This is a genomic window from Ruminococcus sp. AF17-22AC (genome assembly GCF_003460065.1).
Lineage (GTDB): Bacteria > Bacillota > Clostridia > Lachnospirales > Lachnospiraceae > Blautia_A.
This window is the reverse complement of sequence record NZ_QRXT01000001.1, coordinates 251,588-276,579: the sequence shown is the minus strand read 5'-3', so window position 1 is coordinate 276,579 and position 24,992 is coordinate 251,588. Positions and strand designations below refer to the sequence as shown.

At 42.8% G+C, this 24,992-nt stretch carries 22 protein-coding genes and 1 other annotated feature; of the genes, 10 read left to right on the top strand and 12 right to left on the bottom strand.

Annotation, left to right across the window (positions count from 1 at the left end; translation table 11 throughout):
• Window positions 1-109: 109 nt before the first annotated feature.
• Both alaS and tyrS read right to left on the bottom strand, forming a co-directional pair.
• Entirely contained in the window at window positions 110-2,749 is a 2,640-nt protein-coding gene (gene alaS, locus DWW86_RS01330) for an alanine--tRNA ligase (protein WP_117942030.1), read from the bottom strand.
• A gap of 36 nt (window positions 2,750-2,785) precedes the next feature.
• Window positions 2,786-4,015, bottom strand: coding sequence for a tyrosine--tRNA ligase (tyrS, locus tag DWW86_RS01325; protein WP_072521207.1), 1,230 nt, complete (start codon window positions 4,013-4,015; stop codon window positions 2,786-2,788).
• Between the two features lie 39 nt (window positions 4,016-4,054).
• Window positions 4,055-4,274: a binding site (T-box leader), on the bottom strand.
• Window positions 4,275-4,408: 134 nt separating this feature from the next.
• Here tyrS and DWW86_RS01320 point away from each other — a divergent pair.
• The 3 genes from DWW86_RS01320 (at window position 4,409) to DWW86_RS01305 (ending at window position 5,681) form a co-directional block, all read left to right on the top strand.
• Window positions 4,409-4,681 carry a hypothetical protein gene (locus DWW86_RS01320; protein WP_072521208.1) on the top strand — a complete coding sequence of 91 codons (273 nt, stop codon included), beginning with the start codon at window positions 4,409-4,411 and terminating at the stop codon, window positions 4,679-4,681.
• Between the two features lie 325 nt (window positions 4,682-5,006).
• Complete coding sequence (locus DWW86_RS01310; protein WP_083585464.1) at window positions 5,007-5,342, top strand: hypothetical protein; 336 nt, start codon at window positions 5,007-5,009, stop codon at window positions 5,340-5,342.
• A gap of 54 nt (window positions 5,343-5,396) precedes the next feature.
• Window positions 5,397-5,681 carry a hypothetical protein gene (locus tag DWW86_RS01305; RefSeq protein ID WP_072521210.1) on the top strand — a complete coding sequence of 95 codons (285 nt, stop codon included), beginning with the start codon at window positions 5,397-5,399 and terminating at the stop codon, window positions 5,679-5,681.
• A gap of 29 nt (window positions 5,682-5,710) precedes the next feature.
• Here DWW86_RS01305 and pgsA read toward each other — a convergent pair whose 3' ends face one another.
• The 6 genes from pgsA to DWW86_RS01275 form a co-directional block, all read right to left on the bottom strand.
• On the bottom strand, window positions 5,711-6,250 hold the full coding sequence (gene pgsA, locus DWW86_RS01300) for a CDP-diacylglycerol--glycerol-3-phosphate 3-phosphatidyltransferase (protein ID WP_072521211.1): 540 nt from the start codon (window positions 6,248-6,250) through the stop codon (window positions 5,711-5,713).
• Window positions 6,234-7,571, bottom strand: a complete 1,338-nt coding sequence (gene rimO / locus DWW86_RS01295; protein WP_072521212.1) for a 30S ribosomal protein S12 methylthiotransferase RimO — start codon at window positions 7,569-7,571, stop codon at window positions 6,234-6,236. The genes pgsA and rimO overlap by 17 nt, the downstream gene beginning before the upstream one ends.
• An 80-nt stretch (window positions 7,572-7,651) precedes the next feature.
• Window positions 7,652-7,963, bottom strand: coding sequence for a DNA-directed RNA polymerase subunit omega (gene rpoZ, locus DWW86_RS01290; protein ID WP_015542616.1), 312 nt, complete (start codon window positions 7,961-7,963; stop codon window positions 7,652-7,654).
• 1 nt (window position 7,964) lies between these two features.
• A complete protein-coding gene (gmk, locus tag DWW86_RS01285) occupies window positions 7,965-8,597 on the bottom strand; it encodes a guanylate kinase (protein ID WP_117942029.1) in 633 nt (210 codons plus the stop codon).
• A complete protein-coding gene (locus DWW86_RS01280) occupies window positions 8,590-8,862 on the bottom strand; it encodes a DUF370 domain-containing protein (protein ID WP_072521215.1) in 273 nt (90 codons plus the stop codon). Before DWW86_RS01280 ends, gmk begins: the two co-directional genes overlap by 8 nt.
• Before the next feature lie 16 nt (window positions 8,863-8,878).
• Entirely contained in the window at window positions 8,879-9,757 is an 879-nt protein-coding gene (locus tag DWW86_RS01275; protein WP_117942028.1) for a YicC/YloC family endoribonuclease, read from the bottom strand.
• 201 nt (window positions 9,758-9,958) lie between these two features.
• Here DWW86_RS01275 and DWW86_RS01270 point away from each other — a divergent pair, with 201 nt between their 5' ends.
• Both DWW86_RS01270 and DWW86_RS01265 read left to right on the top strand, forming a co-directional pair.
• Window positions 9,959-10,801 (top strand): YitT family protein, encoded by an 843-nt coding sequence (locus tag DWW86_RS01270; protein WP_072521217.1) that lies wholly within the window; start codon window positions 9,959-9,961, stop codon window positions 10,799-10,801.
• 22 nt (window positions 10,802-10,823) lie between these two features.
• Window positions 10,824-12,578 (top strand): Rqc2 family fibronectin-binding protein, encoded by a 1,755-nt coding sequence (locus DWW86_RS01265; protein ID WP_117942027.1) that lies wholly within the window; start codon window positions 10,824-10,826, stop codon window positions 12,576-12,578.
• Window positions 12,579-12,624: 46 nt separating this feature from the next.
• On the opposite strand, the gene leuS is transcribed toward DWW86_RS01265, so the two are convergent.
• On the bottom strand, window positions 12,625-15,027 hold the full coding sequence (gene leuS, locus DWW86_RS01260) for a leucine--tRNA ligase (protein WP_117942026.1): 2,403 nt from the start codon (window positions 15,025-15,027) through the stop codon (window positions 12,625-12,627).
• Between the two features lie 189 nt (window positions 15,028-15,216).
• The gene (locus DWW86_RS01255) at window positions 15,217-17,304 is read right to left on the bottom strand and encodes an elongation factor G (protein WP_117942025.1); all 2,088 of its coding nucleotides are present in this window, start codon (window positions 17,302-17,304) and stop codon (window positions 15,217-15,219) included.
• A gap of 219 nt (window positions 17,305-17,523) precedes the next feature.
• Between DWW86_RS01255 and DWW86_RS01250 the strand changes: the two genes are divergently transcribed.
• From DWW86_RS01250 to DWW86_RS01240, 3 genes are all read left to right on the top strand, one after another.
• The gene (locus DWW86_RS01250; RefSeq protein WP_117942024.1) at window positions 17,524-18,615 is read left to right on the top strand and encodes a prephenate dehydrogenase; all 1,092 of its coding nucleotides are present in this window, start codon (window positions 17,524-17,526) and stop codon (window positions 18,613-18,615) included.
• An 8-nt stretch (window positions 18,616-18,623) separates the two neighbouring features.
• On the top strand, window positions 18,624-19,898 hold the full coding sequence (aroA, locus tag DWW86_RS01245) for a 3-phosphoshikimate 1-carboxyvinyltransferase (RefSeq protein WP_072521222.1): 1,275 nt from the start codon (window positions 18,624-18,626) through the stop codon (window positions 19,896-19,898).
• Between the two features lie 145 nt (window positions 19,899-20,043).
• On the top strand, window positions 20,044-21,030 hold the full coding sequence (locus tag DWW86_RS01240) for a 2-hydroxyacid dehydrogenase (protein WP_072521223.1): 987 nt from the start codon (window positions 20,044-20,046) through the stop codon (window positions 21,028-21,030).
• A gap of 3 nt (window positions 21,031-21,033) precedes the next feature.
• Here DWW86_RS01240 and DWW86_RS01235 read toward each other — a convergent pair whose 3' ends face one another.
• Complete coding sequence (locus DWW86_RS01235) at window positions 21,034-21,873, bottom strand: deoxyribonuclease IV (protein ID WP_117942023.1); 840 nt, start codon at window positions 21,871-21,873, stop codon at window positions 21,034-21,036.
• A gap of 128 nt (window positions 21,874-22,001) precedes the next feature.
• Between DWW86_RS01235 and DWW86_RS01230 the strand changes: the two genes are divergently transcribed.
• Window positions 22,002-23,288, top strand: coding sequence for a CapA family protein (locus DWW86_RS01230; RefSeq protein WP_117942022.1), 1,287 nt, complete (start codon window positions 22,002-22,004; stop codon window positions 23,286-23,288).
• Here the strand turns inward: DWW86_RS01230 and DWW86_RS01225 are convergent.
• Entirely contained in the window at window positions 23,263-24,180 is a 918-nt protein-coding gene (locus DWW86_RS01225) for a LysR family transcriptional regulator (RefSeq protein ID WP_015542604.1), read from the bottom strand. The two genes, DWW86_RS01230 and DWW86_RS01225, sit on opposite strands and share 26 nt — an antisense overlap.
• Window positions 24,181-24,295: 115 nt before the next feature.
• On the opposite strand from DWW86_RS01225, the gene DWW86_RS01220 reads away from it, so the two are divergent.
• Complete coding sequence (locus DWW86_RS01220) at window positions 24,296-24,982, top strand: YoaK family protein (RefSeq protein ID WP_117942021.1); 687 nt, start codon at window positions 24,296-24,298, stop codon at window positions 24,980-24,982.
• Window positions 24,983-24,992 lie beyond the last annotated feature (10 nt).

Here is a 24,992-nt window from a genome sequence, read left to right as displayed (position 1 = left end):
CTGGGTATTTTTCTTGCACGAGTGTTATTATATAACATAGCTGTGACATTCGTCAACATTTTTTGGCTAAATTTAGGAAAAAATTATTTTGCCGAAAAATGCATGATTTTTAGTGAATCTGCTGTTCCAGAATTCCGGCTGCTGCGTCGATTGCTTCCTGAGCTTTTTCAGGATTTTTACCGCCGGCCTGTGCCATGTTCGGACGACCGCCGCCGCCACCGCCTACGATTGCCGCAACACCTTTGATCAGGTTACCGGCATGTGCTCCGGCTTTCTGTGCTGCATCAGTAGCCATTGCAAGAAGATTTACTTTACCTCCGTTTACAGCTGCGAGGACAACAACACCTTCTCCGATCTTTTCTTTGAGCTGATCACCGAGATCACGAAGTCCGTTCATGTCGATGCCTTCTACCCTGGATGCGAGGAGTTTTACTCCTTTGACATCTACGATCTGGTTCATGACATCGCCGAGAGATCCCTGAGCAAGTTTACTTTTGAGGGATTCGTTTTCACTCTGGAGAGCTTTGACATCTGCCTGAAGATGTGCAATTTTTTCTGCAACTTCTGCCGGCTGTGCCTTGAGGGCTTTGGCCGCTTCATGGAGCATGGCTTCCTGTTTCTTATAGTATTCGATAACACCGTTACCTGTCAGTGCTTCGATACGACGTACACCGGCTGCAACACCAGCCTCAGATACGATTTTGAAGAGCATGATGGAGCTTGTATTTTTTACATGTGTACCACCGCAAAGCTCTCTGGAGAAGTCTCCCATGGATACAACACGTACCTTCTGGTCATATTTCTCACCGAACAGTGCCATAGCACCGGATTTTTTGGCTTCTTCGATATCCATAATGTTTGTCTCAACAGGGAGAGCTGCCTGGATCTCTTTGTTTACAAGAGCTTCTGCTTCTGCAATTTCATCAGGAGTCATTGCCTGAAAATGCGCAAAGTCAAAACGAAGTCTGTCCGGTGTTACCAGAGAACCTTTCTGTTCTACATGAGAGCCAAGGACAGTTTTGAGCGCCTTCTGAAGAAGATGTGTTGCGCTGTGGTTTTTCTCTGTATCACGACGAGCCTGCTCATTGACTTTAAGGGAAACGGTTTCTCCTGTGGAGAGCATTCCGGATTCCATATATCCGACATGACCGAATTTGCCGCCGCGAAGTTTGATTGTATCTTCTACTACAAATTTGCCGTTTGCAGTCTCAATCACGCCACAGTCACCTTCCTGACCGCCCATGGTAGCATAGAATGGTGTTCCTTTTACAAATACAGTTCCCTTCTGGCCTTCCATCAGTGAGGTAACGATTTCTTTTTCTGTGGTAAGAACAGTAATCTCTGAATCGTAGGTAAGGTGATCATATCCTTCGAATTCTGTAGTTACGTTGACATCAATCTCATCATATACAGTAGCATCTGCACCCATGTAGTTAGTTACTTCACGAGAAGTACGCGCTTTGACTCTCTGCTCTTCCATTGCTTTCTGGAAACCATCTTCATCAATGGTATATCCCTTTTCTTCAAGAATCTCTTTAGTGAGATCAAGCGGGAATCCGTAAGTATCATAAAGTTTGAATGCATTTTCACCGGAAAGAGTTTTTTCTCCGACTGCTTTCATCTCTTCTTCCATGTCACCAAGGATGCGAAGACCCTGATCAATTGTTTTGTTAAACTGATTCTCTTCGTTAGTCAGGACTTTGAAGATGAATTCTTTCTTTTCTTCCAGCTCCGGATAGCCGGCTTTGGATCCGTTGATTACTTCCTCACTGAGTTTTGCAAGGAAAGGTCCCTTGATTCCCAGAAGACGTCCATGACGTGCTGCACGGCGGATCAGACGGCGGAGTACATATCCACGACCTTCATTGGTTGGCATGATACCATCGGAGATCATAAATGTAGCGGAACGGATATGGTCTGTGATCAGACGGATGGATACGTCATCCTGATAATTCTTTTCGTATTCTTTGCCGGAAATTTCACAGACAAGGTTACGAAGGGCACAGATTGTATCTACGTCAAAGATAGAATCAACGTCCTGAACAATAACTGCCAGGCGCTCCAGACCCATACCTGTATCGATATTTTTCTGTTTCAGTGTGGTATAGTTGCCATTTCCGTCGTTTTCAAACTGGGTAAATACGTTGTTCCATACTTCCATGTAACGGTCACAGTCACAGCCTACTGTACAGCCTGGTTTACCGCATCCGTATTTTTCTCCACGGTCATAATAAATCTCAGAGCATGGACCGCAAGGACCTGCGCCATGCTCCCAGAAATTGTCTTCTTTGCCGAAACGGAAGATTCGCTCAGCCGGGATGCCGACTTCTTTGTTCCAGATGTCGAATGCTTCGTCATCATCCTGGTATACAGAAGGATACAGTCTGTCAGCATCGAGACCAACTACTTCTGTCAGGAATTCCCAGGACCAGTGGATTGCTTCAGTCTTAAAGTAATCACCAAAAGAGAAGTTACCGAGCATTTCAAAGAATGTACCATGACGTGCGGTTTTACCGACGTTTTCGATGTCACCGGTACGGATGCACTTCTGGCATGTGGTGACTCTTGTTCTTGGCGGAATCTCTGCACCTGTAAAATATGGTTTCAGCGGAGCCATACCTGCGTTGATCAGCAGAAGGCTCTTATCTCCCTGTGGTACCAGAGAGAAGCTTTTCATTACGAGATGTCCTTTACTCTCCATAAAATCAAGGAACATCTGACGAAGTTCGTTTACTCCGTATTTCTTCATGATTATTTCCTCCTAAAAGTATTTTGTAGCAAATACTTATTTAACATAAACTTTGTTGAATTTCTTTTTGCCTCGTTTGAGGACAACACCATCACCTGCAAGGCTGTCTTTTGCTACAGTATGTTTGATGTCAGTAATCTTCTCACCATCGATGGAAACTCCACCCTGCTCAATCGCACGACGTCCCTCAGAACGTGTCGGAACAAGCCCAGCTTTGATCAGCATAGTGATCAGATCAATAGTATCATCTTCTGTGAAATCCTCTTCTGTAAGCTCTGTGCTGGGCATATGTGCTGTGTCAGCTCCGCCGGAGAACAGTACTCTCGCACCTTCCTGTGCCTTCTTGGCTTCTTCTTCACCATGTACAAGATTGGTCAGTTCATAAGCAAGAATTTCTTTTGCTTTATTTAACTGGCTGCCTTCCCAGGTTGCCATCTCATCAATCTGTTCAAGCGGAAGGAATGTAAGAAGACGCATACATTTGATAACATCTGCATCGTCAACATTCCTCCAGTACTGATAGAAATCAAACGGAGAAGTCTTATTCGGATCCAGCCATACGGCACCGGACTGTGTCTTGCCCATCTTCTTGCCTTCAGAATTCAGAAGCAGGGTGATGGTCATTGCATATGCATCTTTGCCGAGTTTACGACGAATCAGTTCTGTACCACCGAGCATATTGCTCCACTGGTCATCACCACCGAACTGCATATTGCAGCCATATTTCTGATATAACATATAGAAGTCATAGCTCTGCATGATCATGTAGTTAAATTCAAGGAAGCTTAAACCTCTTTCCATACGCTGTTTGTAGCATTCGGCTGTCAGCATACGGTTTACTGAAAAATGCGCACCTACATCACGAAGCATATCAACATAGTTCAGATTCAGAAGCCAGTCAGCGTTGTTGACCATCAGAGCTTTGCCGTCAGAAAAATCGATGAAACGGGACATCTGTTTCTTGAAGCAGTCAATGTTGTGCTGGATGGTTTCTTTGGTCATCATCTGACGCATATCTGTTCTTCCGGACGGGTCACCGATCATACCTGTACCACCGCCGAGAAGTGCAATCGGGCGGTTGCCTGCCATCTGAAGACGTTTCATCAGGCAGAGTGCCATGAAATGTCCTACATGAAGGCTGTCTGCGGTAGGGTCAAAGCCGATATAGAAAGTAGCTTTGCCGTTGTTTACCATTTCTTTGATTTCATCTTCGTCTGTTACCTGGGCAATCAGGCCTCGCGCCTTAAGTTCTTCCCATACTGTCATAATTCAATTCCTCCTGTATAAAAAGCCCGGTTCCTGTCCGCTTAGGACGAGAACCGGGTCCCGTGATACCACCTAAATTCGCAGGAAAAGATTCCCACCTCATTGAGCACGATAACGAGTGCCGATCCGTCGCAGCCTACTGAAAAAATTCGGTGCGAAGCTCCGGGATGTATTCACAAAAGTTCTGCACGCGCCTCTCACCATCCGGCAACTCTCTGTGTGTGTTCCTTATGCTACTTCTTCCCTTCAAAGCCTATGTAATATACTTCTAAAAGTATACAAAGTGAAAAAATGTTTGTCAAGGGTGATTTTGGCATTTGAAGGAAAAGACAGTCACACATAGATGTCTCTCTTCATAATATGAAGTGTGAACAAAATCTGGAGGATTTTACCATGAGTGATTTAGCTGCTACAAACTGTGGATGCGGAAATGACGGCTGTGGTTGCAACAATAACTGTGGATGTGGATGCGGTAATGGAAACAGTCTTTTCGGAGATAATTCCTGTAGCTGTATTCTCTGGATCATCTGCCTGATGTGTCTCTGTGGAAACAATGGCTGTGGAAATGGCTGTGGCTGCGGTAATGATTCATGCTGGATCATCATTGTACTGCTCCTGCTCTGCGGTGGCGGATGTGGATGTGGAAACAACGGCTGTGGCTGCTGAAATCCAATGCCGGGCAGAGGTTAATCCCTCTGCCTTTTTTGCATTGTATATCGAGGCTTCACCGGTGGCGTGCCTTTTGATTGGTGTTGGTGTTCCTGGTCCGACCGCTCTTTTTGGGGCTTTTGCTTCTGATTCTGCTTTTTTTGTATACACTGCAGATCTATTTCATAAAAAGAATTGCCATCTATGACAAGCCGTTCATTTTTTGAAGTGTCCATATCATTCTGCCTTTCTAAAGGAAGTCTAATTTATCATATGTCAAAACAGCGTGGCCGGACATAAAATATTAAGCAAAAGCATATAGTTTCGAAAAAGGAGGCGTTTGATGGAAATGGAACAGGGTGTAATTTCTCAGACAGCTCTGGATCAGCTTGTATGCAGTGAACAGTCTCAGATGCTGAAAGCATTAATACCATATACTTCCTCCAAAAGTCAGCAGTTTCTTGCATTGTATGCCAAGCTCACGGAATTGCAGAATACACTCGCACTGTTTCGTGGCGCGCAGAATGACGTGCAGATCTGCAGCATGAAAGAAAAAACAGATCCTTTGGAGATGCTGGAGGATATTCGACAATTCAGTTACGGAAAAAGCCGTCAACAGCTTAACCAGATCAAAGATATGCTTGTAATGCTGCAATTATTAAAAACGATCAGTGAGTAAAAAGAATTCATATAAGAAATAAAAGATTCCTGATATTTATAGAAAGGTAAAAATATGGCCGAAAACAGAAATGAAGACTGGAAGAAGGATCCAAAACTTGAAGATATTGATGCCGCAAAACTGGATATGCTTCAGAAACTCGCAGAAAAAGGAAGCGGAAAATCCGCTTCCGATATGCTTCCTTTTCTTATGAGTGCCGCTGCCTCCGGTAAGAAGAATGGACTCAATTTTTCACAAAATGAAATCTCTGCCGTTCTCGAAGTGATGAAGACCGGAAAATCTCCGCAGGAAATAGCCAAAATTGACAAAATCGTTAACCTTATGCGAATGATCCGCTGACAGATTTTATCATTGTATTTTTGATTGTATTACTCCTGCATGGAGAGAACAGATTTGTTCTGCCAGATATATGTGACCAGTGAAATAATGGTCAGTGCAAGTGACAGCCAGATAAAGATCTGTTCCAGTATAACGAAGATTCCGCCAAAGTGAAGAATCAGTAAAATGATCATGATCATCTGGGAGACAGTTTTGAACTTGCCCCAGTAGTTTGCTGCAATTACAATGCCGTTTTCGGCTGCAATCAGACGGAATCCACTGATGATAAATTCACGGCCGATAATGATGATTACAAACCATGCCGGCAGGCGGTTAAGTTCGATCATGCAAATCATCGCAGAGCAGACAAGAAGTTTATCCGCAAGAGGATCCATAAATTTACCAAAATTTGTAACAAGATTATTTTTGCGTGCCAGATATCCGTCAAACCAGTCGGTAACGCTGGCACCTACAAATAATGCAAGTGAGATGTAACGGTTTGCATCACCGCCCCATCCGGTAAGAAGAAAAACAACAAGGAACGGAACGATAATCATTCTGGCAACTGTAAGTTTATTTGGTGTATTCATCAGTCAACTCTCCTATCAAATCGTATTCCAAAGCTCCTGTAACGGTTACTTTTGCAAAATCACCGGTAACAAGCAATTCTCCTGTCTGTACAAATATATATCCGTCTACTTTCGGGGCGTCCCCATAAGTACGGCCAATATAAGCGCTTTCACCGGAAACTTTTCCTTCAATCATAACCAGAACTTCCTGTCCGATACGGTCATTTCCTTTATCGAAGGAAATTTCCTGCTGAAGCTCCATGATCTCGTCACGGCGTGCTTCTTTTACTTCTTCGGGAACCTGACCTTCCATAGTCTCGGCAGGTGTACCTTCTTCCGGGGAATACGTAAATACACCCAGACGGTCAAATTCAATCTCATCAACAAATTCCATAAGTTCCTGATGATCTTCTTCTGTTTCACCCGGGAAGCCGGTAATCAGGGAAGTACGGAGCACAATATCCGGAATTTCGTGGCGAAGTTTGGTGATGATATCAATAAGCTGCTGTTTAGAAGTACGGCGCCCCATGCGGCGAAGAATTTTGTCACTTGCATGCTGAATCGGAAGATCCAGATAATGACAGATCTTAGGCTCTTCTTTCATAACCTGAATCAGCTCGTCGTAAATTTCCTCCGGATAGCAGTAAAGCACCCGAATCCATCGGATTCCCTTGATCTGACAGAGTTTCTTAAGAAGCAGGTGCAGAGTTTTTCTGCCGTAAAGGTCTGTGCCATATACGGTGGTTTCCTGTGCTACCAGAATCAGCTCCCTGACACCCTGAGATGCCATATATTCGGCCTGTTTCAGAAGGCGTTCTTCCGGTACGCTGCGGAATTTGCCACGAAGGGAAGGGATAATGCAGTAAGTACAGTGCTTATCACAGCCTTCGGCAATCTTGAGGTAGCCGAAATGTCCTCCCGTGGTGATTACTCTGCGGCCGCAGTCTTCCGGGAGTTCATTGATATCGCGGAATTCCTGGAAGATATTACCTGCCTGCACTTCGTTTAAAGCCTTGACGATATCTCCATAGGAAGTTGTTCCGAGTACGGCATCAACTTCCGGGATTTCCTGTATGATTTCCTCTTTGTATCGTTGTGCCATACATCCTGTTACAATCAAAACCTTACAGATTCCGGATTTTTTATATTCTGCCATTTCAAGGATGGTGTTGACGCTCTCTTCTTTGGCGTCATGAATAAAACAACATGTGTTAATGACAATGGCATCGGCTTCCTCTTCGGAATCGACAATTTCGTGTCCGTTTGCTGTGAGCAGTCCAAGCATTTCTTCAGAATCAGCAAGGTTTTTGTCACAACCCAGTGATATAAATAATATTTTCATAAAATCTCCTGACAATACATAATCAGAAGACAAGTGCCTTCTGATCATGGTTTTTAACTGATATAAATACTGGACAAACTTTACTCGTTATCTTCTTCCGGTGCGGAAACTGTTTCTGATGCTTCTTCTGTTGCCGGAGCAATCGTTTCTTCATCGCTTTCAGCAGCTACGATTTTAACTTCACCTTTGTAAAGTTCGTCGATAGCAACAGAAAGAGGCTTCTTGTCAGCAGCGTTTGGTACGAGCGGTTCTGCGCCTGCAATGAGCTGTCTTGCTCTCTTGCTGGTTGCAAGTACCAGAGAATAACGGCTGTTCAGCATCATTGTGTTGTCGTCTTCCTCTGCGTTATTGTTAATTGCCTGAATAAGTTCTGAATATGATGGATGTAACATCTTATTTATCTCCTTTCATAAAGATCCGCGCTTCCTGCTGGATCGTGTTGATGAATTCTTCATTGCGCTGTGCCTTTGCACGTTCGCTTAAAATAATCTGGTGAAGACGGTCTACACAGTCCTCTACCTGATCGTTGACCAAAATATAATCATAAGAAGGCATTCCTTCAGCTTCTTCTGATGCACGTCTGAGACGTGATTCAATCACGTCGGCAGTTTCTGTACCGCGTCCTACAAGGCGATTACGGAGTTCTTCGAAACTCGGTGGTGTAACAAATACCAGAACAGCCTCCGGATTTTTTGCTTTGATCTGCATAGCTCCCTGAATTTCAATTTCAAGAATTACATTTTTGCCTTTGGCAAGCATTTCTTCTACATAAAAACGAGGAGTACCATAATAATTGTCTACATATCTGGCGTACTCGAGAAATTCATCATTCTCGATCATGGCTTCTACTTCTTCTTTTGTTTTAAAGAAGTATTCGATGCCATCCCGTTCTCCTTCACGGGGGTTTCTCGTAGTAACAGAGATTGATAATGCATAATCATCATATTTCTGTATAAGACGTTTCATAACGGTACCTTTGCCGGCTCCCGAGAAGCCGGAAACAACTGTTAAAACACCTTTACTCATGCTCATCTTCCTTTTCTTCGTAATCATATGCTTCTGCAAAACGTCTGGCAATCGTTTCAGGCTGTAGTGCAGAAAGGACAAGGTAATCATCGGAAGTTACAATAACTGCTTTTGTCTTACGTCCCTGTGTTGCATCGATCAGTTCCCGTGTACCCTTGATGCTCTGGATCATCCGTTTTACCGGGGCAGCATCCGGACTTACAACCGCAACGATCTTGCGGGAATTTACGACATTTCCAAATCCGATGTTGATCAGTTTAGCCAAAACTCCCCTGCCTCCGTTATTCTATATTCTGAATCTGTTCGCGAATCTTTTCGATTTCTGTTTTCAGATCAATTGCAATGTCCGAAACTTCGAGGTCACTGGATTTGGAGAGAATCGTATTGGCCTCGCGGTTCATTTCCTGAGCCATAAAATCCATCTTACGTCCAACACCTTCTTTTTCTTCGAGAATCTTCTGCATTCCGTGAATATGGCTGTGCAGACGAACCGTTTCTTCATCATTACAGATCTTATCGGAAAAAAGAACAACTTCCGCTGCGATGCGATTGTCGTCAATCTGTGAATCTTCAAGAAGCTCGTGTACCTTCTGTTCCAGCTTCTCACGGTATTCCTGAACAACTTTCGGTGAGCGTTCTTCTACTCGGTTTACCTTTTCATCCAGACCTGTGAGCTTGTCAAGAAGATCTTCTTTCAGATGTTGTCCCTCTCTGGTCCGTGTCTCAACAAAACGAACACAGGCTTCGTTAAGTGGTTCTTCGAGAAGTTTCCATAACTGTTCTTCATCCACAGACTGTTCTTCCATGGTCAAAACTTCAGGATATCTGGACAAGGTGGTCGCGCGGACATCATTTTCAAGATGAAACTCTTCTGCCATCTGATTCAGATAAGAAAGATATTCTGCGGCCAGTTCTTTATTGTATTTGAGTGTGTAATCATTTGAAGTATAATCTTCATAAGTAATGAATACATCTACCTTACCGCGCTGCATATACTGCTTCATAAGATTACGTACCTGACCCTCCAGCATATTGAAACGCCGTGGCATTTTAATATTCAGATCCAGGTACCTGTGATTGACAGATTTCATTTCTACCGTAATACGGCACTGTTCTGTCACTTTTTCTGCATGGCCGAAGCCTGTCATACTTTTTATCATAAGTTTTCTCTCTTTGCAAGTCTCATTTTCTACATACAGATTTATTATAGAGCATTCTAAAAAGGTAGTCAATTTCTTTTTATGACATGGAGTTGTTTTTTTGTATGAATACACTTTCTTATGCTAAATGGTTACATTGACACATTGCCATGTCACGAGGTACAATATCAGCGAGTCATTCAGAAGGGAATTACATATAAAATGAAAGAAAAATTAAAACACTTTTCGCTTCTGACTGCAAGTACGCTGATCATGGCAGTCGGAACATACTTTTTTAAATTTACAAACAATTTTACGTTTGGAGGAATCACCGGTCTTGCGGTTTTGGTTGCAGATAAGACATCTATTTCTGCCAGTGACTTTTCCTTCATTGTAAATATGCTGCTTCTGGTACTCGGATTTGTGGTACTTGGTAAAAAATTTGCCGCAAAGACAGCATATTGCAGTATTCTTCTTTCAGTTGCACTTTCTACACTGGAACGTGTCTGTCCGATGGATCATCCGCTGACAGATCAGACCATGCTGGAGCTCTGTTTTGCGATTGCACTTCCGGCACTTGGTTCTGCGATCCTGTTTAATATCGGTTCATCAAGCGGCGGTACGGACATCATTGCAATGATACTTAAGAAATACAGCAGTTTTGATATCGGGAAGGCACTTCTTGTGACTGATATTATGATCACTGTTGCGGGATGTTTTGTTTTTGATATCAAAACAGGACTGTATTCTTTCCTCGGTCTTACGATCCGCTCTTTTATGATCGACAACTTTATTGAGGGATTTAATCTTTCGAAATATTTCAATGTTGTCTGTGATGAGCCGGAACCGATCTGCAATTTCCTTGTTCATGAGCTGAAACGAAGCGCGACGATTGTTCATGCGCAGGGAGCTTTTTCAGGAAAAGACAAATATATCGTATTTACCGTACTCAGCCGTCCTCAGGCAGTACGTCTTCGTAACTTTATTAAAGAAAACCAGCCGAGTGCATTTATGTTGATTTCTAATACAAGCGAAATCATCGGTAAGGGATTCCACAGCATCTGATACAAACTAAAGGAGAAATAAAATGGCATTTGATGGCATCACCATCGCTGCAATGGTACAGGAATTACATAAAAATCTGGATAACGGCCGTTTTAACAAAATTGCACAACCAGAGGCGGATGCCCTGATGATCACCGGAAAGGGGGCAAACGGACAGTGCAGGTTATTTATTTCTGCAAGTCCTTCTCTCCCGTTGATCTATTTTACAGGCAAAAACAAACCAAGTCCCCTGACCGCACCAAACTTCTGTATGCTGCTCCGCAAGCATCTGGGAAGTGCAAGAATCGGAAAAATCATGCAGCCGGGACTGGAACGTGTGGTAGAGTTTGAACTGGAACATTTAAACGAATTGGGCGATCCATGTAAAAAATATCTGATCGTTGAACTGATGGGGAAATACAGCAACATCATCTTCTGTGATGAGAACAGGATGATCCTTGACAGCATCAAGCATGTGTCTTCGCATATGAGTTCCGTCCGGGAAGTTCTTCCGGGGAGAGATTATTTTCTTCCGCAGACCCAGGAAAAACAGGATCCTCTGATGATCACGGAAGAAATGTTTAAAGAATCTGTATGTAAAAAGCCGTGTAATATTGCAAAGGCAATCTATACAACACTGACCGGAATCAGTCCTCTGATTGCGGAAGAAATCTGCTATCGTGCTTCCATTGACGGAAGTGATGCGGCACAGTCACTTGACGAAAATGCAGCAACACATCTCTATCATACTTTCCACCGTCTGATCGAACAGGTGCAGGAGGGAGATTTTACTCCGAGCATTATTTACAGAGATGATGAGCCGGTAGAATATGCTGTTCTTCCACTCACGCAGTACGGACCGGAATATCACAGCCAGACATTTGAATCTGTTTCAGAAATGCTGGAAACTTACTATGCATCGAAAGAGATTCTGACGAGGATCCGTCAGAAATCTTCTGATCTTCGAAGAATCGTGCAGACAGCTCTTGAGCGAAACCGTAAGAAACTGGTTCTCCAGCAGAAGCAAATGAAAGATACTGCCAAAAAGGACAAATATAAAGTATACGGAGAGTTAATCAATACGTATGGTTATGGGCTGGAAGACGGATGCAAATCATTCAAAGCGCTGAATTATTATACAAATGAAGAAATAACAATTCCTCTGGATAAGACAATGACACCGGGTGAAAATGCGAAGAAATATTTTGATCGTTACGGTAAGCTGAAACGCACCGAAGAGGCGTTGACAGAGCAGATCGCGGATACTGAAGCTGAAATCGAGCATCTGGAATCTATATCAAATGCACTGGACATTGCACGTGCAGAGAGCGATCTTGCCCAGATCAAAGAAGAACTGACAGAGTATGGTTATATAAAGAAACACTATACAAATAAAAAAGGTCAGAAAGCGCAGACAAAATCAAAACCGTTCCATTATATTTCCAGTGATGGATTTGATATCTTTGTAGGAAAAAACAATTATCAGAATGATGAGCTGACATTTAAAATGGCAACCGGCAATGACTGGTGGTTTCATGCCAAAAAAATGGCGGGTTCCCATGTTGTTGTGAAGACTCCGGACGGAGAACTTCCGGACCGTACCTTCGAGGAGGCCGGACGTCTTGCTGCCTACTATTCAAAAGGCAGAACCGCTCCTAAAGTAGAGATTGATTATATTCAGAAAAAACACGTCAAAAAACCAGGCGGCGCCAAACCGGGATTTGTAGTCTATTATACAAACTACTCTCTTATGGCCGCACCTGATATCTCAGACATCAAAGAAGCCCTCCGGTCATAAACCGGAGGGCTTTTTTTGATACTTCTCTTATAAATCCTGATACTTTTTATTTGGCAACAAAGTTGACAATCTTATTTGGAACATAGATTTCTTTGATCAGGTTTTTGCCTTCAATGAAAGATGCAATTCTCTCATCTGCTTTTGCAATCTCGAATGCTTTTTCTTTATCGCAGCCGTTCGGGATTACGATAGTTCCTCTTACTTTGCCATTAACCTGAACACCGATTTCAACAGTCTTGGCAACAGTCTTGCTTTCATCGTATACCGGCCATGGAGCAACTGCAAGCAGTCCCTCACCACCGAGGAATTCCCAGATTTCTTCGCAGAGATGCGGAGCAAACGGGCTTAAGAGCTTGATAAAGATGCCTAAATCTTCTTTGCCGATATGACCTTCTGCAGTGATCTCATTGATCAGAGTCATGAGACTTGCGATTGCAGTATTGAATTTCAGGTTTTCTATGTCGGAAGAAACTTTCTTGATGGTACGGTGAATCTTCATCTCCAGTTCGTCGGAAACAGGTGCTTCGGAAAGGATATCAGTCAGACCTGCAACACGATCAAGGAATTTTTTACAGCCTTTTACAGAGCTGTCACTCCACGGAGTTGCTGCGCCATAATCACCCATAAATAATACATAAGTACGAAGGGTATCTGCCCCGTACTCTTCTACAATGTCAAGCGGATCGACAACGTTTCCTTTGGATTTGCTCATCTTGTCTCCGTCCGGTCCGAGGATCAGTCCCTGGATAGAACGTTTTGCGTATGGCTCCGGAGTATTGACAACACCGAGATCATACAGGAAATGATGCCAGAATCTGGAATAGATCATATGTCTGGTAACGTGTTCCATACCACCGTTGTACCAGTCAACAGGCATCCAGTATTTGAGTTTGTCCATATCAGCCAGTGCCTGTGTGTTGTGCGGATCAGTGTATCTTAAGAAATACCAGGAAGATCCTGCCCACTGAGGCATGGTATCTGTTTCACGTTTTGCCGGCGCACCACATTTCGGGCATGTGCAGTTTACGAAGGAATCAATCTTTGCAAGTGGTGACTGTCCATCTTCACCCGGCTCAAAATCTTTGACATCTGGCAAACGAAGCGGAAGTTCTTCTTCTGGAACAGCTACAACACCACATTTCGGGCAATGGATAAGCGGAATAGGCTCGCCCCAGTATCTCTGACGGTTGAATGCCCAGTCTTTCATCTTGTACTGAACACCGGCTTTACCGATACCTTTCTTTTCAAGTTCTTCAAGCATACGCTCGATAGAATCCTTTTTCTTTGTATAGCCGTTAAGAAATTCAGAGTTGACCATTTCTCCGTCACCAGTATAAGCTTCTTTGGAGATATCGCCACCTTTGATAACTTCGATGATATCAATACCGAATTTCTTTGCGAAATCATAGTCACGCTGATCATGTGCCGGAACTGCCATAATTGCACCTGTACCATAGCCCATCATTACATAGTCTGCAATGTAGATCGGAATCTTCTTACCGTTGACAGGGTTGATTCCTTCCAGTCCCTGAATACGCACACCGGTCTTGTCTTTGACAAGCTGTGTTCTCTCGAACTCGGTTTTTTTTGCGCATTCATTACGATATGCAGTAATCTCGTCCATGTTAGCGACTTTGTCTTTGTATTTGTCGATGATCGGATGTTCCGGAGCGATTACCATAAAAGTAACACCGAACAGGGTATCCGGTCTGGTTGTATAGATTTCAAGTTTTTCATCAATGCCATCAATGTCAAAGTTTACGAATGCACCCTTTGATTTGCCGATCCAGTGAATCTGCTGCTGTTTTACATTGTCAGGATAATCAACATCTTTCAGACCTTCCAGAAGCTTATCAGCATACTGAGTGATACGCAGATACCATACGTCTTTGGATTTCTGTACAACTTCGCTGTGACAGATATCACATTTACCGCCCTGGCTGTCTTCATTGGAAAGTACAACCTTACAGTGCGGGCAATAGTTTACGAGAGTTCTGTCTCTGAATACAAGACCTTTTTCGAACATTTTGAGGAAGATCCACTGTGTCCATTTGTAGTAATCCTCGTCTGTAGTATCGATGACACGGTTCCAGTCAAAAGAAAATCCGACTTTTTTTAACTGGTTGGAGAATTTCTTGATATTCTCGTCAGTGATGATACGTGGATGTGTACCGGTCTTTACGGCATAGTTCTCAGTAGGAAGACCGAATGCATCAAATCCGATCGGGAAAAGTACATTGTATCCTTCCATACGACGTTTACGTGAAATAACCTCAAGGCTTGAGTATGCTTTGATGTGACCGACATGCATACCGGCACCACTTGGATATGGGAATTCTACAAGACCATAGAATTTTGGCTTGTCGCTGTTGTCTTTGGCTTCGAAGACTTTGCTTTCTTCCCATTTTGCCTGCCACTTGGGCTCGATCTTTTTAAACATGTATTTCATTTCTATGTTTCCTCCAACATTGTTATCTAAAAATCAATTCTAATTCAATACGTTCCGTTTGTCAATGCTTCTGTTGCGGTACTGGAGAGGCGTCTTATCTCTGTGATGGATCTTTTTTATATACTGAAAGCCCTTCACCTCAATTTAAAGTGAAGGGCTTTCTATGTGATTTGATGTTATAGATGCAGATTATTCAGCAGCATCAACTTTACTTGCTCTTGCTTCGATTTCTTTTGCCTGGATATCACTCGGAGCCTGTTCATAACGGGCAAATTCATAAGAGAAGTCTCCGCTTCCGCCGGTCATGGAACGAAGCGTTGTAGAATATCCGTAAATCTCAAGCTGCGGAACATCGGCTTCAATGATGGTATTACCTTCGTGATCCGGATTCATGCCGAGTACACGGCCGCGACGTTTGTTCAGGTCACCCATAACATCACCTGTATATTTATCCGGAACGATTACCTTCATGGAAACAATTGGCTCAAGAAGTACAGGAGATGCATCCATGAAACCTTTCTTGAAGGCAAGGATCGTTGCCATCTTAAATGCCATTTCTGAAGAATCAACCGGATGGAAAGATCCATCATAAAGAGTAGCTTTTACACCAACTACCGGATATGCAGCCAGAGGTCCTTTCTGAACGCATTCCTGCAGACCTTTTTCAACAGCCGGGAAGTAGTTCTTCGGTACAGCACCACCAACTACTACCTGTTCAAATACATATGGAGTCTCCAGATCACCGGACGGCTCAAAACGCATCTTAACATGTCCATACTGTCCATGTCCGCCAGACTGCTTCTTATGTTTGCCTTCTACGTCAGAGTTTTTACGGATGGTTTCGCGGAAGGCAACCTTCGGTTTGGAAAGTTCAATCTCTACTTTGTAGCGCTCTTTCAGTTTGCTGACTACGATGTCAAGATGCTGATCACCCATACCGTAAAGGAGTGTCTGTCTGTTGGCTGAATCATTTACTACACGGAGGGTTTTATCCTCGCTTGCCATTTTTGCAAGAGACTGTGAAATCTTGTCTTCGTCACCTTTCTTGACAGCTTTATATCTCTTATAGGTATACGGTGTAGAGATTACTGCTTTCGGATAAAGCACCGGTGCAGATTTAGTTGCAAGGCTGTCACCTGTCTGCACGCTTGCAAGTTTGGCAATTGCACCGATATCGCCTGCATGAAGCTCCGGAACTTCGATCGGTTTGGAGCCTTCGAGCACATATAGTTTGTTCAAACGTTCTTCAACACCCTTTTCTACGTTGAGCAGAGTATCATCGGATTTGATAACACCGGAGGCAACCTTAATAAGAGAATATTTGCCAAGGAACGGATCTGCGATCGTCTTCCATACATATGCAGATTTTGTTTTTGCAAAATCATAATTGGCTTCAAAAATTTCATTGGTCTTCTGGGAAATACCGTTGCAGGAACGTTTGTCCGGGCTCGGGAAATATCCGCAGATATCATCGAGAAGGTTGGATACACCACGAAGATTGATCGGGGAACCCATGCATACCGGAACGATGCTTGCGTCCTGTACATTTGTTGCAAGTGCTGCGGAAACTTCTGTTACGGAGAACTCATCTCCTTCGAAGTAACGATCCATAAATTCTTCGCTGGTCTCTGCTACAGATTCCATAAGGATATCATGGTATTTTTCCAGATATTCATCCAGGTACTCCGGAACATCACATGGTTCCTTGCCTGCTTTGTCAATATATTTACGACCTGCCTGTTTGACAACATTTACGTAACCGACAAATTTACCGTCTTCACGGATCGGGAAATGAAGCGGTGCGATCTTTTTGCCATAAAGTTCGGTCAGTTCTTCCACTACTTTTCGATAGCTGACGTCATCCACATCCATGTCTGTTACGAAGAACATACGCGGAAGTTTATATTTTTCACAGAGGTTCCATGCTTTCTGAGTACCTACCTGTACACCGGCTTTACCGGAAACAACGATGATTGCCGCATCTGCTGCGCTGACAGCCTCTTCTACTTCCCCCACAAAATCAAAATATCCCGGTGTGTCAAGTACATTGACTTTTACTTTATCCCATGGTACCGGAATCAAAGTAGTTGAAACAGAAAAATGTCTTTTGATCTCTTCTTTATCAAAATCACTAACGGTATTTCCATCCTCTACTCTGCCAAGGCGGTTAGTCATTCCTGCCAGATAAGCCATTGCCTCTGCTAATGTGGTCTTTCCGGATCCCCCATGACCTAAAAGAACCACATTGCGGATTCGGTCAGTTCTATAAACGTCCATATGTAATACCTCCCTGTTTGTCTAATATGTTCATATTTTACTAAAAATTCTTGCACTTTTCAAGTATTTTATATAATTTTAACAACATTTTTTATTCGAATTGTGTATAATTTTAACGAATTTACCGATTTTATCGCTTTATTTGACATTTATAGTATATTCTTTTAAAATAAGAACATAGTTTTTATTAATGTGACTTGGGAAAGGATACAAAACATCATGAAAACCATTGGTTTTATCGGGCTTGGCCTTATCGGAGGATCTATCGCAAAAACGATCCGCAAATTTCATCCAGATTATCATATTCTGGCATACGCAAAACACAAAGAAACTCTGGCTGCAGCACTCAGCTGTAATGCCATCGACGCTGTACTGGAAGAAAAGGATGAGCGATACCGTACCTGCGATTATATTTTCCTCTGCGCACCGGTAGAATACAATATAGAATATCTGAAATACTTAAAGGATGTGATTTCTGATGACTGCATCATCACTGATGCCGGCAGCGTAAAAGGACCGATCCACAAAGCAGTTGAGGAGCTTGGCATGGAACACTGCTTCATAGGTGGTCATCCGATGGCAGGTTCTGAACAGTCCGGATTTGAACATTCTTCTGACCATCTGCTTGAGAATGCATATTACATACTGACTCCGGGCGGTGAAGTCCCGCTGGAAAAACTGACGAAATTTTCAGAACTGATTGATTCGCTTGGTTCCATTCCGATGGTCCTTACTGCAGAAGAACATGATTTTATTACTGCAGGTGTCAGCCATCTTCCGCATATTATTGCTTCTTCTCTCGTTAATCTGGTCAATACGTTGGATAATGAAGCAGAATATATGAAAACGATCGCTGCCGGAGGTTTCCGAGATATTACAAGAATCGCTTCTTCTTCCCCGGTTATGTGGGAACAGATCTGCGTGGAAAATCACGAAAATATTTCCACAGTGCTTGATGAGTATATCCGTATGCTGATTCAGATCCGTTGTTCTATCGATAATCAGGAAGCTGAAAATCTTTACGATATGTTTGCACGTTCCAGAGATTATCGTGATTCAATCGATGCAACATCCTCAGGTCTGATCAACAAGACCTATGTGCTGTATATTGACATTGTAGATGAAGCTGGTGGCATCGCAACGATTGCAACAATCCTTGCTATGGAAGGCATCAGTATCAAAAATATCGGCATCATTCATAACCGTGAATTTGAACAAGGTGTCCTGAAAATCGAATTCTACGAACAGGGTGCGATGCAGAAAGGCTGTGCACTTCTCAAAAAACGTAATTACATTGTATATGAACGGTAGGTAATTATATGGAAATCAAAAAACAGACCAATTTAAGAGGTATGCTGATGGTACCGGGGGATAAATCCATCTCCCACCGTGCAGTTATGTTTGGCTCTCTTGCAAAAGGAACTACTCGTATTTCACATTTTCTGGAAGGTGCCGACTGTCTGTCGACAATTGCATGTTTTCGCAAAATGGGTATTGATATCGAACGAAATGCTTCTGAGATTCTGGTACACGGTAAGGGCCTTCACGGTCTCTCTGCTCCGGATGGTATTCTGGATGTGGGCAACAGTGGTACAACAACCCGCCTGATCTCAGGTATTCTTGCCGGACAGAATTTTACTTCAGAACTGGATGGCGACGATTCTATTCGCACCCGGCCAATGAAAAGAATCATGACACCTCTTACTTCTATGGGAGCAGATATCACAAGTAAACGGGATAATGGCTGTGCACCGCTTGTTATTGATGGAAAAACGCTTCACGGAATCCACTATGATTCTCCGGTCGCTTCTGCGCAGGTAAAGTCCTGTGTACTTCTTGCCGGTATGTATGCAGATAGTATTACAAGTGTTACGGAGCCGTTTCTTTCCCGTAACCATACAGAAATCATGCTGAACTATTTCGGTGCAAAAGTTACTTCCGAAGGAACTACTGCTTCCATCGTACCGGAACCGGCACTGAACGGCCGCGAGATTCAGGTACCTGGAGATATTTCCTCCGCTGCTTATTTCATTGCAGCAGGACTTCTTACTCCGGGCAGTGAGATTCTTCTGAAAAATGTCGGCATTAACCCGACAAGAGCTGGTATTTTGAAGGTCTGCATGGATATGGGGGCAGATATCACACTCCTTAATGAGAGTACTGAGGGTGAGCCGACAGCGGATCTTCTTATCCGCACAAGCAATCTGAAGGGAACAACGATTGAAGGCGGAATCATCCCGACTCTGATCGACGAGATTCCGATGATCGCAGTTATGGCCGCGTTTGCAGATGGTACAACGGTCATCCGTGATGCACAGGAATTGAAGGTTAAAGAATCTGATCGTATTACAGTTATGGTTGACAATTTGAAACGTATGGGTGCTGACATTGAAGGCACTGAGGACGGGATGATCATCCATGGAGGCAAACCAATGCATGGCGCAGCTATCGATTCTCATCTGGATCATCGCGTGGCAATGTCCTTTGCGGTTGCAGGTACGATCTGTGATGGTACCATGGATATCCTGAATGGAGACTGTGTAAATATATCATATCCGGAATTTTATAATGATCTTTACAGCTTAGGCAAATAATAAAATGAGAATAAAGCCTGTCATTGCATGAAAATGTGATGACAGTTTTTTTATGTTTCGAAAATGTATACTCTCCTGCCTCAGAAGACATCCTAAAAATAACTCAAATATCGGTTTCTATTGTATTAAAGTACAGGAGGTATCTATGAAAATTTTATTTTACGGTGCAAAAGATTATGATCAACAGTTTTTTGACAAACTGAGGCCGGAATATCCGGATATTGAATTTGTATTTATTGAATCCAACTTATATAAAGAAACCACTTCCCTTGCCGCTGGATATGACGGAATCTGCGCTTTCGTAAATGCAGACCTCAGCGCAGATGTAATCGAAGAACTACGTCATCAGGGAGTCCGTCTGATTCTGATGCGCTGTGCCGGATATAATAATGTTGATCTTGCAAAGGCAAAAGAATGTGGAATTCCTGTGCTGCGCGTACCGGGGTATTCACCAGAAGCCGTTGCAGAGCATGCAATGGCACTTGTCCTGACGGCAAACCGCCATACGCATAAAGCATATATTAAATGTCGTGAAAATAATTTTTCATTGAATGGTCTTATGGGAATCAATCTTTACGGGAAAACAGCCGGGATCGTCGGTACAGGAAAAATCGGTCTTGCAATGGCACGGATATGTCAGGGATTTGGTATGAAAGTTCTGGCATATGATCCGTTCCCAAATGAAAAAACAGGACTTCCCTATGTTTCTCTGGGACAGCTTTTTTCGTCCAGTGACCTGATCAGTCTGCATTGTCCTCTCACACCGGAGACACATCATATAGTTAACCGGGAATCTATTTCTCATATGAAAGAGGGAGTCATTCTTGTAAACACTTCCAGGGGAGGCCTGATCTGTACAGAAGATCTGATTGCCGGCATTCGTGATCACAAGTTTTTTGCGGTCGGGCTGGATGTGTATGAGGAAGAATCAGATTTTGTTTACGAAGACATGTCGGAATATATCCTGAAGACCTCTACAGTGCAGAGACTTCTCTCTTTCCCGAATGTTGCACTGACTTCTCATCAGGGATTTTTTACAGAGGAAGCACTGACCAATATTGCAGAAACAACACTGAAGAATGCAGAGGCCTTCAGGACAAACATGGAATTAAAGAATGAGGTATCTTTGTAAAAATTATTTTGAGTAAGCTTCTCTTAATAAAGAGATTTCTTTTGTCCATCCTTCGTCATCGTTTGGCGTTTCAAGGATAAAAGGAATCTCTTTTAATTTTGGATGACGAATCACACGCACAAGAGCATCCAGACCGATTTTACCCTCTCCTATCCGTGCATGGCGGTCTTTGTGGCTTCCAAGGTCATTAAGACTGTCGTTTAGATGAATAGCTTTTAATTTATCCAGTCCGATGATATGATCAAATTCATCAAGAACACCATCCAGATCATTCACAATATCATAGCCGCCATCCCATACATGACAGGTATCCAGACAGACTCCTATTTTATCATTCATATGTACAAGATCAATAATTTCTCTGAGCTCTTCAAAATTCCGCCCTACTTCACTGCCCTTGCCAGACATGGTCTCAAGCAGAACTGTAGTGGTCTGTCCTTCGGTAAACACATCATTGAGGATTTCAGCTATCTTCTGAATTCCGGTCTCTGCTCCCTGTCCTACATGACTGCCCGGATGAAAGTTATAATAATTTCCCGGGATGTATTCCATTCTTCGAAGATCATCCGCAAATGTCTCTCTTGCAAAATCCCGGATATTTTCTTTTGCAGCGCAGGCATTTAATGTGTATGGCGCATGTGCAACAATTTTTCCGAAGTGATAGGATTCTGCAAGTTCGAGAAACTTATGTATGTCTTTTTCGTCGATGGCTTTTGCCTTTCCTCCGCGAGGATTTCTTGTAAAAAATGCAAATGTATTTCCACCATTTGCAATCATCTGTTTCGCCATGGCAGTGTATCCTTTTGAAGATGAAGTGTGGTTTCCAATATATAAAGTTGTCATAAAAAAATCTCCTTTATTAGTTTCTGAAAAGTTATTGACGGAAGCCCCCAAAGTTCTTATACTTTCTTTAAATGACAAATATTGACATTTTTTGAGAAAATATGTTACAGGGGAGAAGGGGAAAATATATGAAACAGTCTGTCCATAAAAAGCGTCCGGTTCATAACAAAGCGGTGCACAAAAAGAGTAAAATATTAAAAAAATCGCAATATTACAGACAACAACAGCTTCGATACAGAATTTTCGGTGTCGCTGCCATTCTGGTTATTGTGTTACTGATCCTTCTGATCAGAAGCTGCGCTTCTGGTAAAGCGAAACCGGCTTCGTCTGGTCAGGTACAGACTGAAGAAAAGATTACTGTTACACCGGAACCTGCTATGGATCCGGTATCACTTACAATCAGTGTTGTCGGTGACTGCACACTTGGCACGGATGAAGAATTTGATTATGATACAAGTCTGAATGCATATTACGATAACAATGGTCCGGACTATTTCTTTGCAAATGTAAAAAATATTTTTGAGGCGGATAACCTTACGATTGCAAACTTTGAAGGTACACTTACGGATTCTGAGGATCGTGAAGATAAGCAGTTTGCATTTAAAGCGCCTGCGTCTTATGCTGATATTCTTACTGCCGGCTCTGTTGAAGCAGTCAATACTGCAAATAACCACAGTCATGATTATGGAGACCAGAGTTTTGATGATACTTTAAGTGCTCTGGACGCAGCAGGTATCATTCATTTTGGCTATGATGAAACCGCGGTCACTGAGGTAAATGGTATCAAAGTCGGTATGGTCGGTATTTATGAACTTAATGATCATCTCGGCAGAGAGGAACAGTTGAAACAAAATATTGAAAAAGTCAAAAAAGATGGTGCACAGCTGATCATCGTTATCTTCCACTGGGGAAACGAAAAAGAAGAAGTTCCGGACAGTAATCAGACTACACTCGGACATCTCGCCATTGATCTCGGGGCCGATCTTGTATGTGGCCACCATCCTCATGTCCTTCAGGGAATCGAGGAATACAAAGGCAAAAACATTGTTTACAGTCTCGGCAATTTCTGTTTCGGCGGAAATGCCTATCCGAGTGATATGGATACAATGATCTTTCAGCAGACCTTTACAATTGATTCAAATGGTGTAAAAGCTGACAATGTTACAAATATCATTCCGTGTTCTATTTCATCCGATTCTGGATACAATAATTACCAGCCGACACCGGCCAGCGGCGAGGAAGCAGACCGTATCCTGCAGAAGATTCAGGAACGCAGTTCCTGGATCGGAAGCGGATCTACGGAAAATTCTGAAGGGAACGATACCTGCGAAGTTTCAGAAGGTACTGACTCTGAAGATTCATCCGAAGATTATTCGGGCGATGAGGATCTCACGGATTCTTACGACGAAATGTAAGATCGAGAAGTCGGATTTCCGGGATATTACCTACCGTCTTCAATAATTCATTCAGGAAATCGTCAATCAGTGGATGTTCACTTCTCTGGTCATTCATAATTGCATAGCAAGTACGATACTCCGGACCGTTTTCAATGGAAACGATCCGGCAGTTTTCTTTTTCGGCAAGTTTTCGGCCGAGAGTTGCCGGCATGATCGCCCATGTATTTTTCAGATCCAGAAGCTGTCTGAGCAGTGCTATATTGTCCAGCATAACTTTTACTTCGGGGTCATTACCAAACCAGTAATCGTGCCACATAAGGAAAGTATTGCTCCATGGAATATAGATTTCATCCGCACTGTCAAGCTGTGAAGGAAGAAGACCGTCCTGATATGGCGCATCTCCTCCGCAGACAAAGACAAGCTGTTCTTCAAAAAGAGGGATTGTCTGTACTTTCTTAAAAAAATGCGGATTTGTGATCAGACCGAGATCTGCATCTTTATTTTCGACTGCTTTATAAGAGAGATTCGACTGCATAGTATTGATATGCAGACTGCATTTTGGATGTTCCTCAAGGAAATTTCCAATGACCTGTGGCATAAAATAAAAGTTCATACTGTCAACATTCACGACTCGAAGCTGTGTCGAGGGCTGTTCGAATTTGATTTTTCCCGTCTCAATCCATAACTGCTCCCACTTGCGTGCAATTGGGACAAAGCGTTGTCCGGCTTCGGTAAGCTCCAGTGTACGTGATCCTTTTTTACGTATGATCAGTTCTGTTCCGAGCTCTTCTTCCAGCGCAGACAAACGATGGCTGAGGGCAGGCTGTGATACAAACAGGCTCTCAGCCGCTTTAGAAAGGGACGGGCTGGATGCAATGGTAAGAAAGGTATGTATGTCTGTGTAATTCATAAAATTCCTCCATATATAAAAGTAATTTATATTATATAGATAAAATATTAATTTTACAATATATATATGCAAGATTATAATAAATCCAGTGAATTTAAGAAAAGGAATGATTTAAATGGATGAAGCGACACTTGAAAGGCATCTGCATCTTACTATGACGTTGATTGGTGGTTTTATGGGTGGCTATGCAATCCTTAACCGTCATGATGTATTTGGCTCTGCCCAGACAGGAAATATGCTTTCTCTTGCAATGGATGCCGTGGGACATCCGGATGAGCAATGGTTTTTCCGTGTCCTGGCAATGATGATTTACATTGTTTCTATGGCGGCAACTGTAGTAATCTCCCATAAGATATCAAAAATAAATCAAAAAAGACTCAGCATCCTGATTGATGGAGCAGTATTATTGGTCATTGGTTTTTATCCTGCAGAAATGAATCCGTTTGTTGCACTGTTTCCGATTTTTTTTGCTACTGCTTTCCAGTGGTGTTCTTTTAAAGGTGCCGACGGTTTTGCAAGTTCCAGTATTTTTTCCACAAATAATCTGCGTCAGTGTGTTACAGGATTTACCGAATATCTGTGCAGCAAAGATACAGAATCTCTTCGAAGAGGAATCTATTTCGGAAAGGTACTGATCTGCTTTTATGGAGGAGCTGCAATTGCTTTTCTTTCCTGTGCATGGATCGGTCTGAAAGGTGCATGGATCGCAATATTGCCAACTGCAGCCGCACTTGTTATGTGTAATGCGGAATATGTTTTATATGACGTCAAAAAAAAGGATATCCTCAAGGCATCTGCCTGAGGGTATCCTT

Bases quoted from the DNA above. Each gene is read 5' to 3' on its own strand.
- DWW86_RS01240 (WP_072521223.1), top strand. From the start codon at position 20,044: ATGAAAATTTTATTTTACGGTGCAAAAGATTATGATCAACAGTTTTTT.
- DWW86_RS01320 (WP_072521208.1), top strand. From the start codon at position 4,409: ATGAGTGATTTAGCTGCTACAAACTGTGGATGCGGAAATGACGGCTGT.
- aroA (WP_072521222.1), top strand. From the start codon at position 18,624: ATGGAAATCAAAAAACAGACCAATTTAAGAGGTATGCTGATGGTACCG.
- DWW86_RS01310 (WP_083585464.1), top strand. From the start codon at position 5,007: ATGGAAATGGAACAGGGTGTAATTTCTCAGACAGCTCTGGATCAGCTT.
- DWW86_RS01230 (WP_117942022.1), top strand. From the start codon at position 22,002: ATGAAACAGTCTGTCCATAAAAAGCGTCCGGTTCATAACAAAGCGGTG.
- leuS (WP_117942026.1), bottom strand. From the start codon at position 15,027: ATGAAATACATGTTTAAAAAGATCGAGCCCAAGTGGCAGGCAAAATGG.
- DWW86_RS01250 (WP_117942024.1), top strand. From the start codon at position 17,524: ATGAAAACCATTGGTTTTATCGGGCTTGGCCTTATCGGAGGATCTATC.
- DWW86_RS01270 (WP_072521217.1), top strand. From the start codon at position 9,959: ATGAAAGAAAAATTAAAACACTTTTCGCTTCTGACTGCAAGTACGCTG.
- DWW86_RS01265 (WP_117942027.1), top strand. From the start codon at position 10,824: ATGGCATTTGATGGCATCACCATCGCTGCAATGGTACAGGAATTACAT.
- DWW86_RS01255 (WP_117942025.1), bottom strand. From the start codon at position 17,304: ATGGACGTTTATAGAACTGACCGAATCCGCAATGTGGTTCTTTTAGGT.
- tyrS (WP_072521207.1), bottom strand. From the start codon at position 4,015: ATGACAGTATGGGAAGAACTTAAGGCGCGAGGCCTGATTGCCCAGGTA.
- alaS (WP_117942030.1), bottom strand. From the start codon at position 2,749: ATGAAGAAATACGGAGTAAACGAACTTCGTCAGATGTTCCTTGATTTT.
- pgsA (WP_072521211.1), bottom strand. From the start codon at position 6,250: ATGAATACACCAAATAAACTTACAGTTGCCAGAATGATTATCGTTCCG.
- DWW86_RS01220 (WP_117942021.1), top strand. From the start codon at position 24,296: ATGGATGAAGCGACACTTGAAAGGCATCTGCATCTTACTATGACGTTG.
- DWW86_RS01275 (WP_117942028.1), bottom strand. From the start codon at position 9,757: ATGATAAAAAGTATGACAGGCTTCGGCCATGCAGAAAAAGTGACAGAA.
- rpoZ (WP_015542616.1), bottom strand. From the start codon at position 7,963: ATGTTACATCCATCATATTCAGAACTTATTCAGGCAATTAACAATAAC.
- DWW86_RS01225 (WP_015542604.1), bottom strand. From the start codon at position 24,180: ATGAATTACACAGACATACATACCTTTCTTACCATTGCATCCAGCCCG.
- DWW86_RS01305 (WP_072521210.1), top strand. From the start codon at position 5,397: ATGGCCGAAAACAGAAATGAAGACTGGAAGAAGGATCCAAAACTTGAA.
- gmk (WP_117942029.1), bottom strand. From the start codon at position 8,597: ATGAGTAAAGGTGTTTTAACAGTTGTTTCCGGCTTCTCGGGAGCCGGC.
- rimO (WP_072521212.1), bottom strand. From the start codon at position 7,571: ATGAAAATATTATTTATATCACTGGGTTGTGACAAAAACCTTGCTGAT.
- DWW86_RS01235 (WP_117942023.1), bottom strand. From the start codon at position 21,873: ATGACAACTTTATATATTGGAAACCACACTTCATCTTCAAAAGGATAC.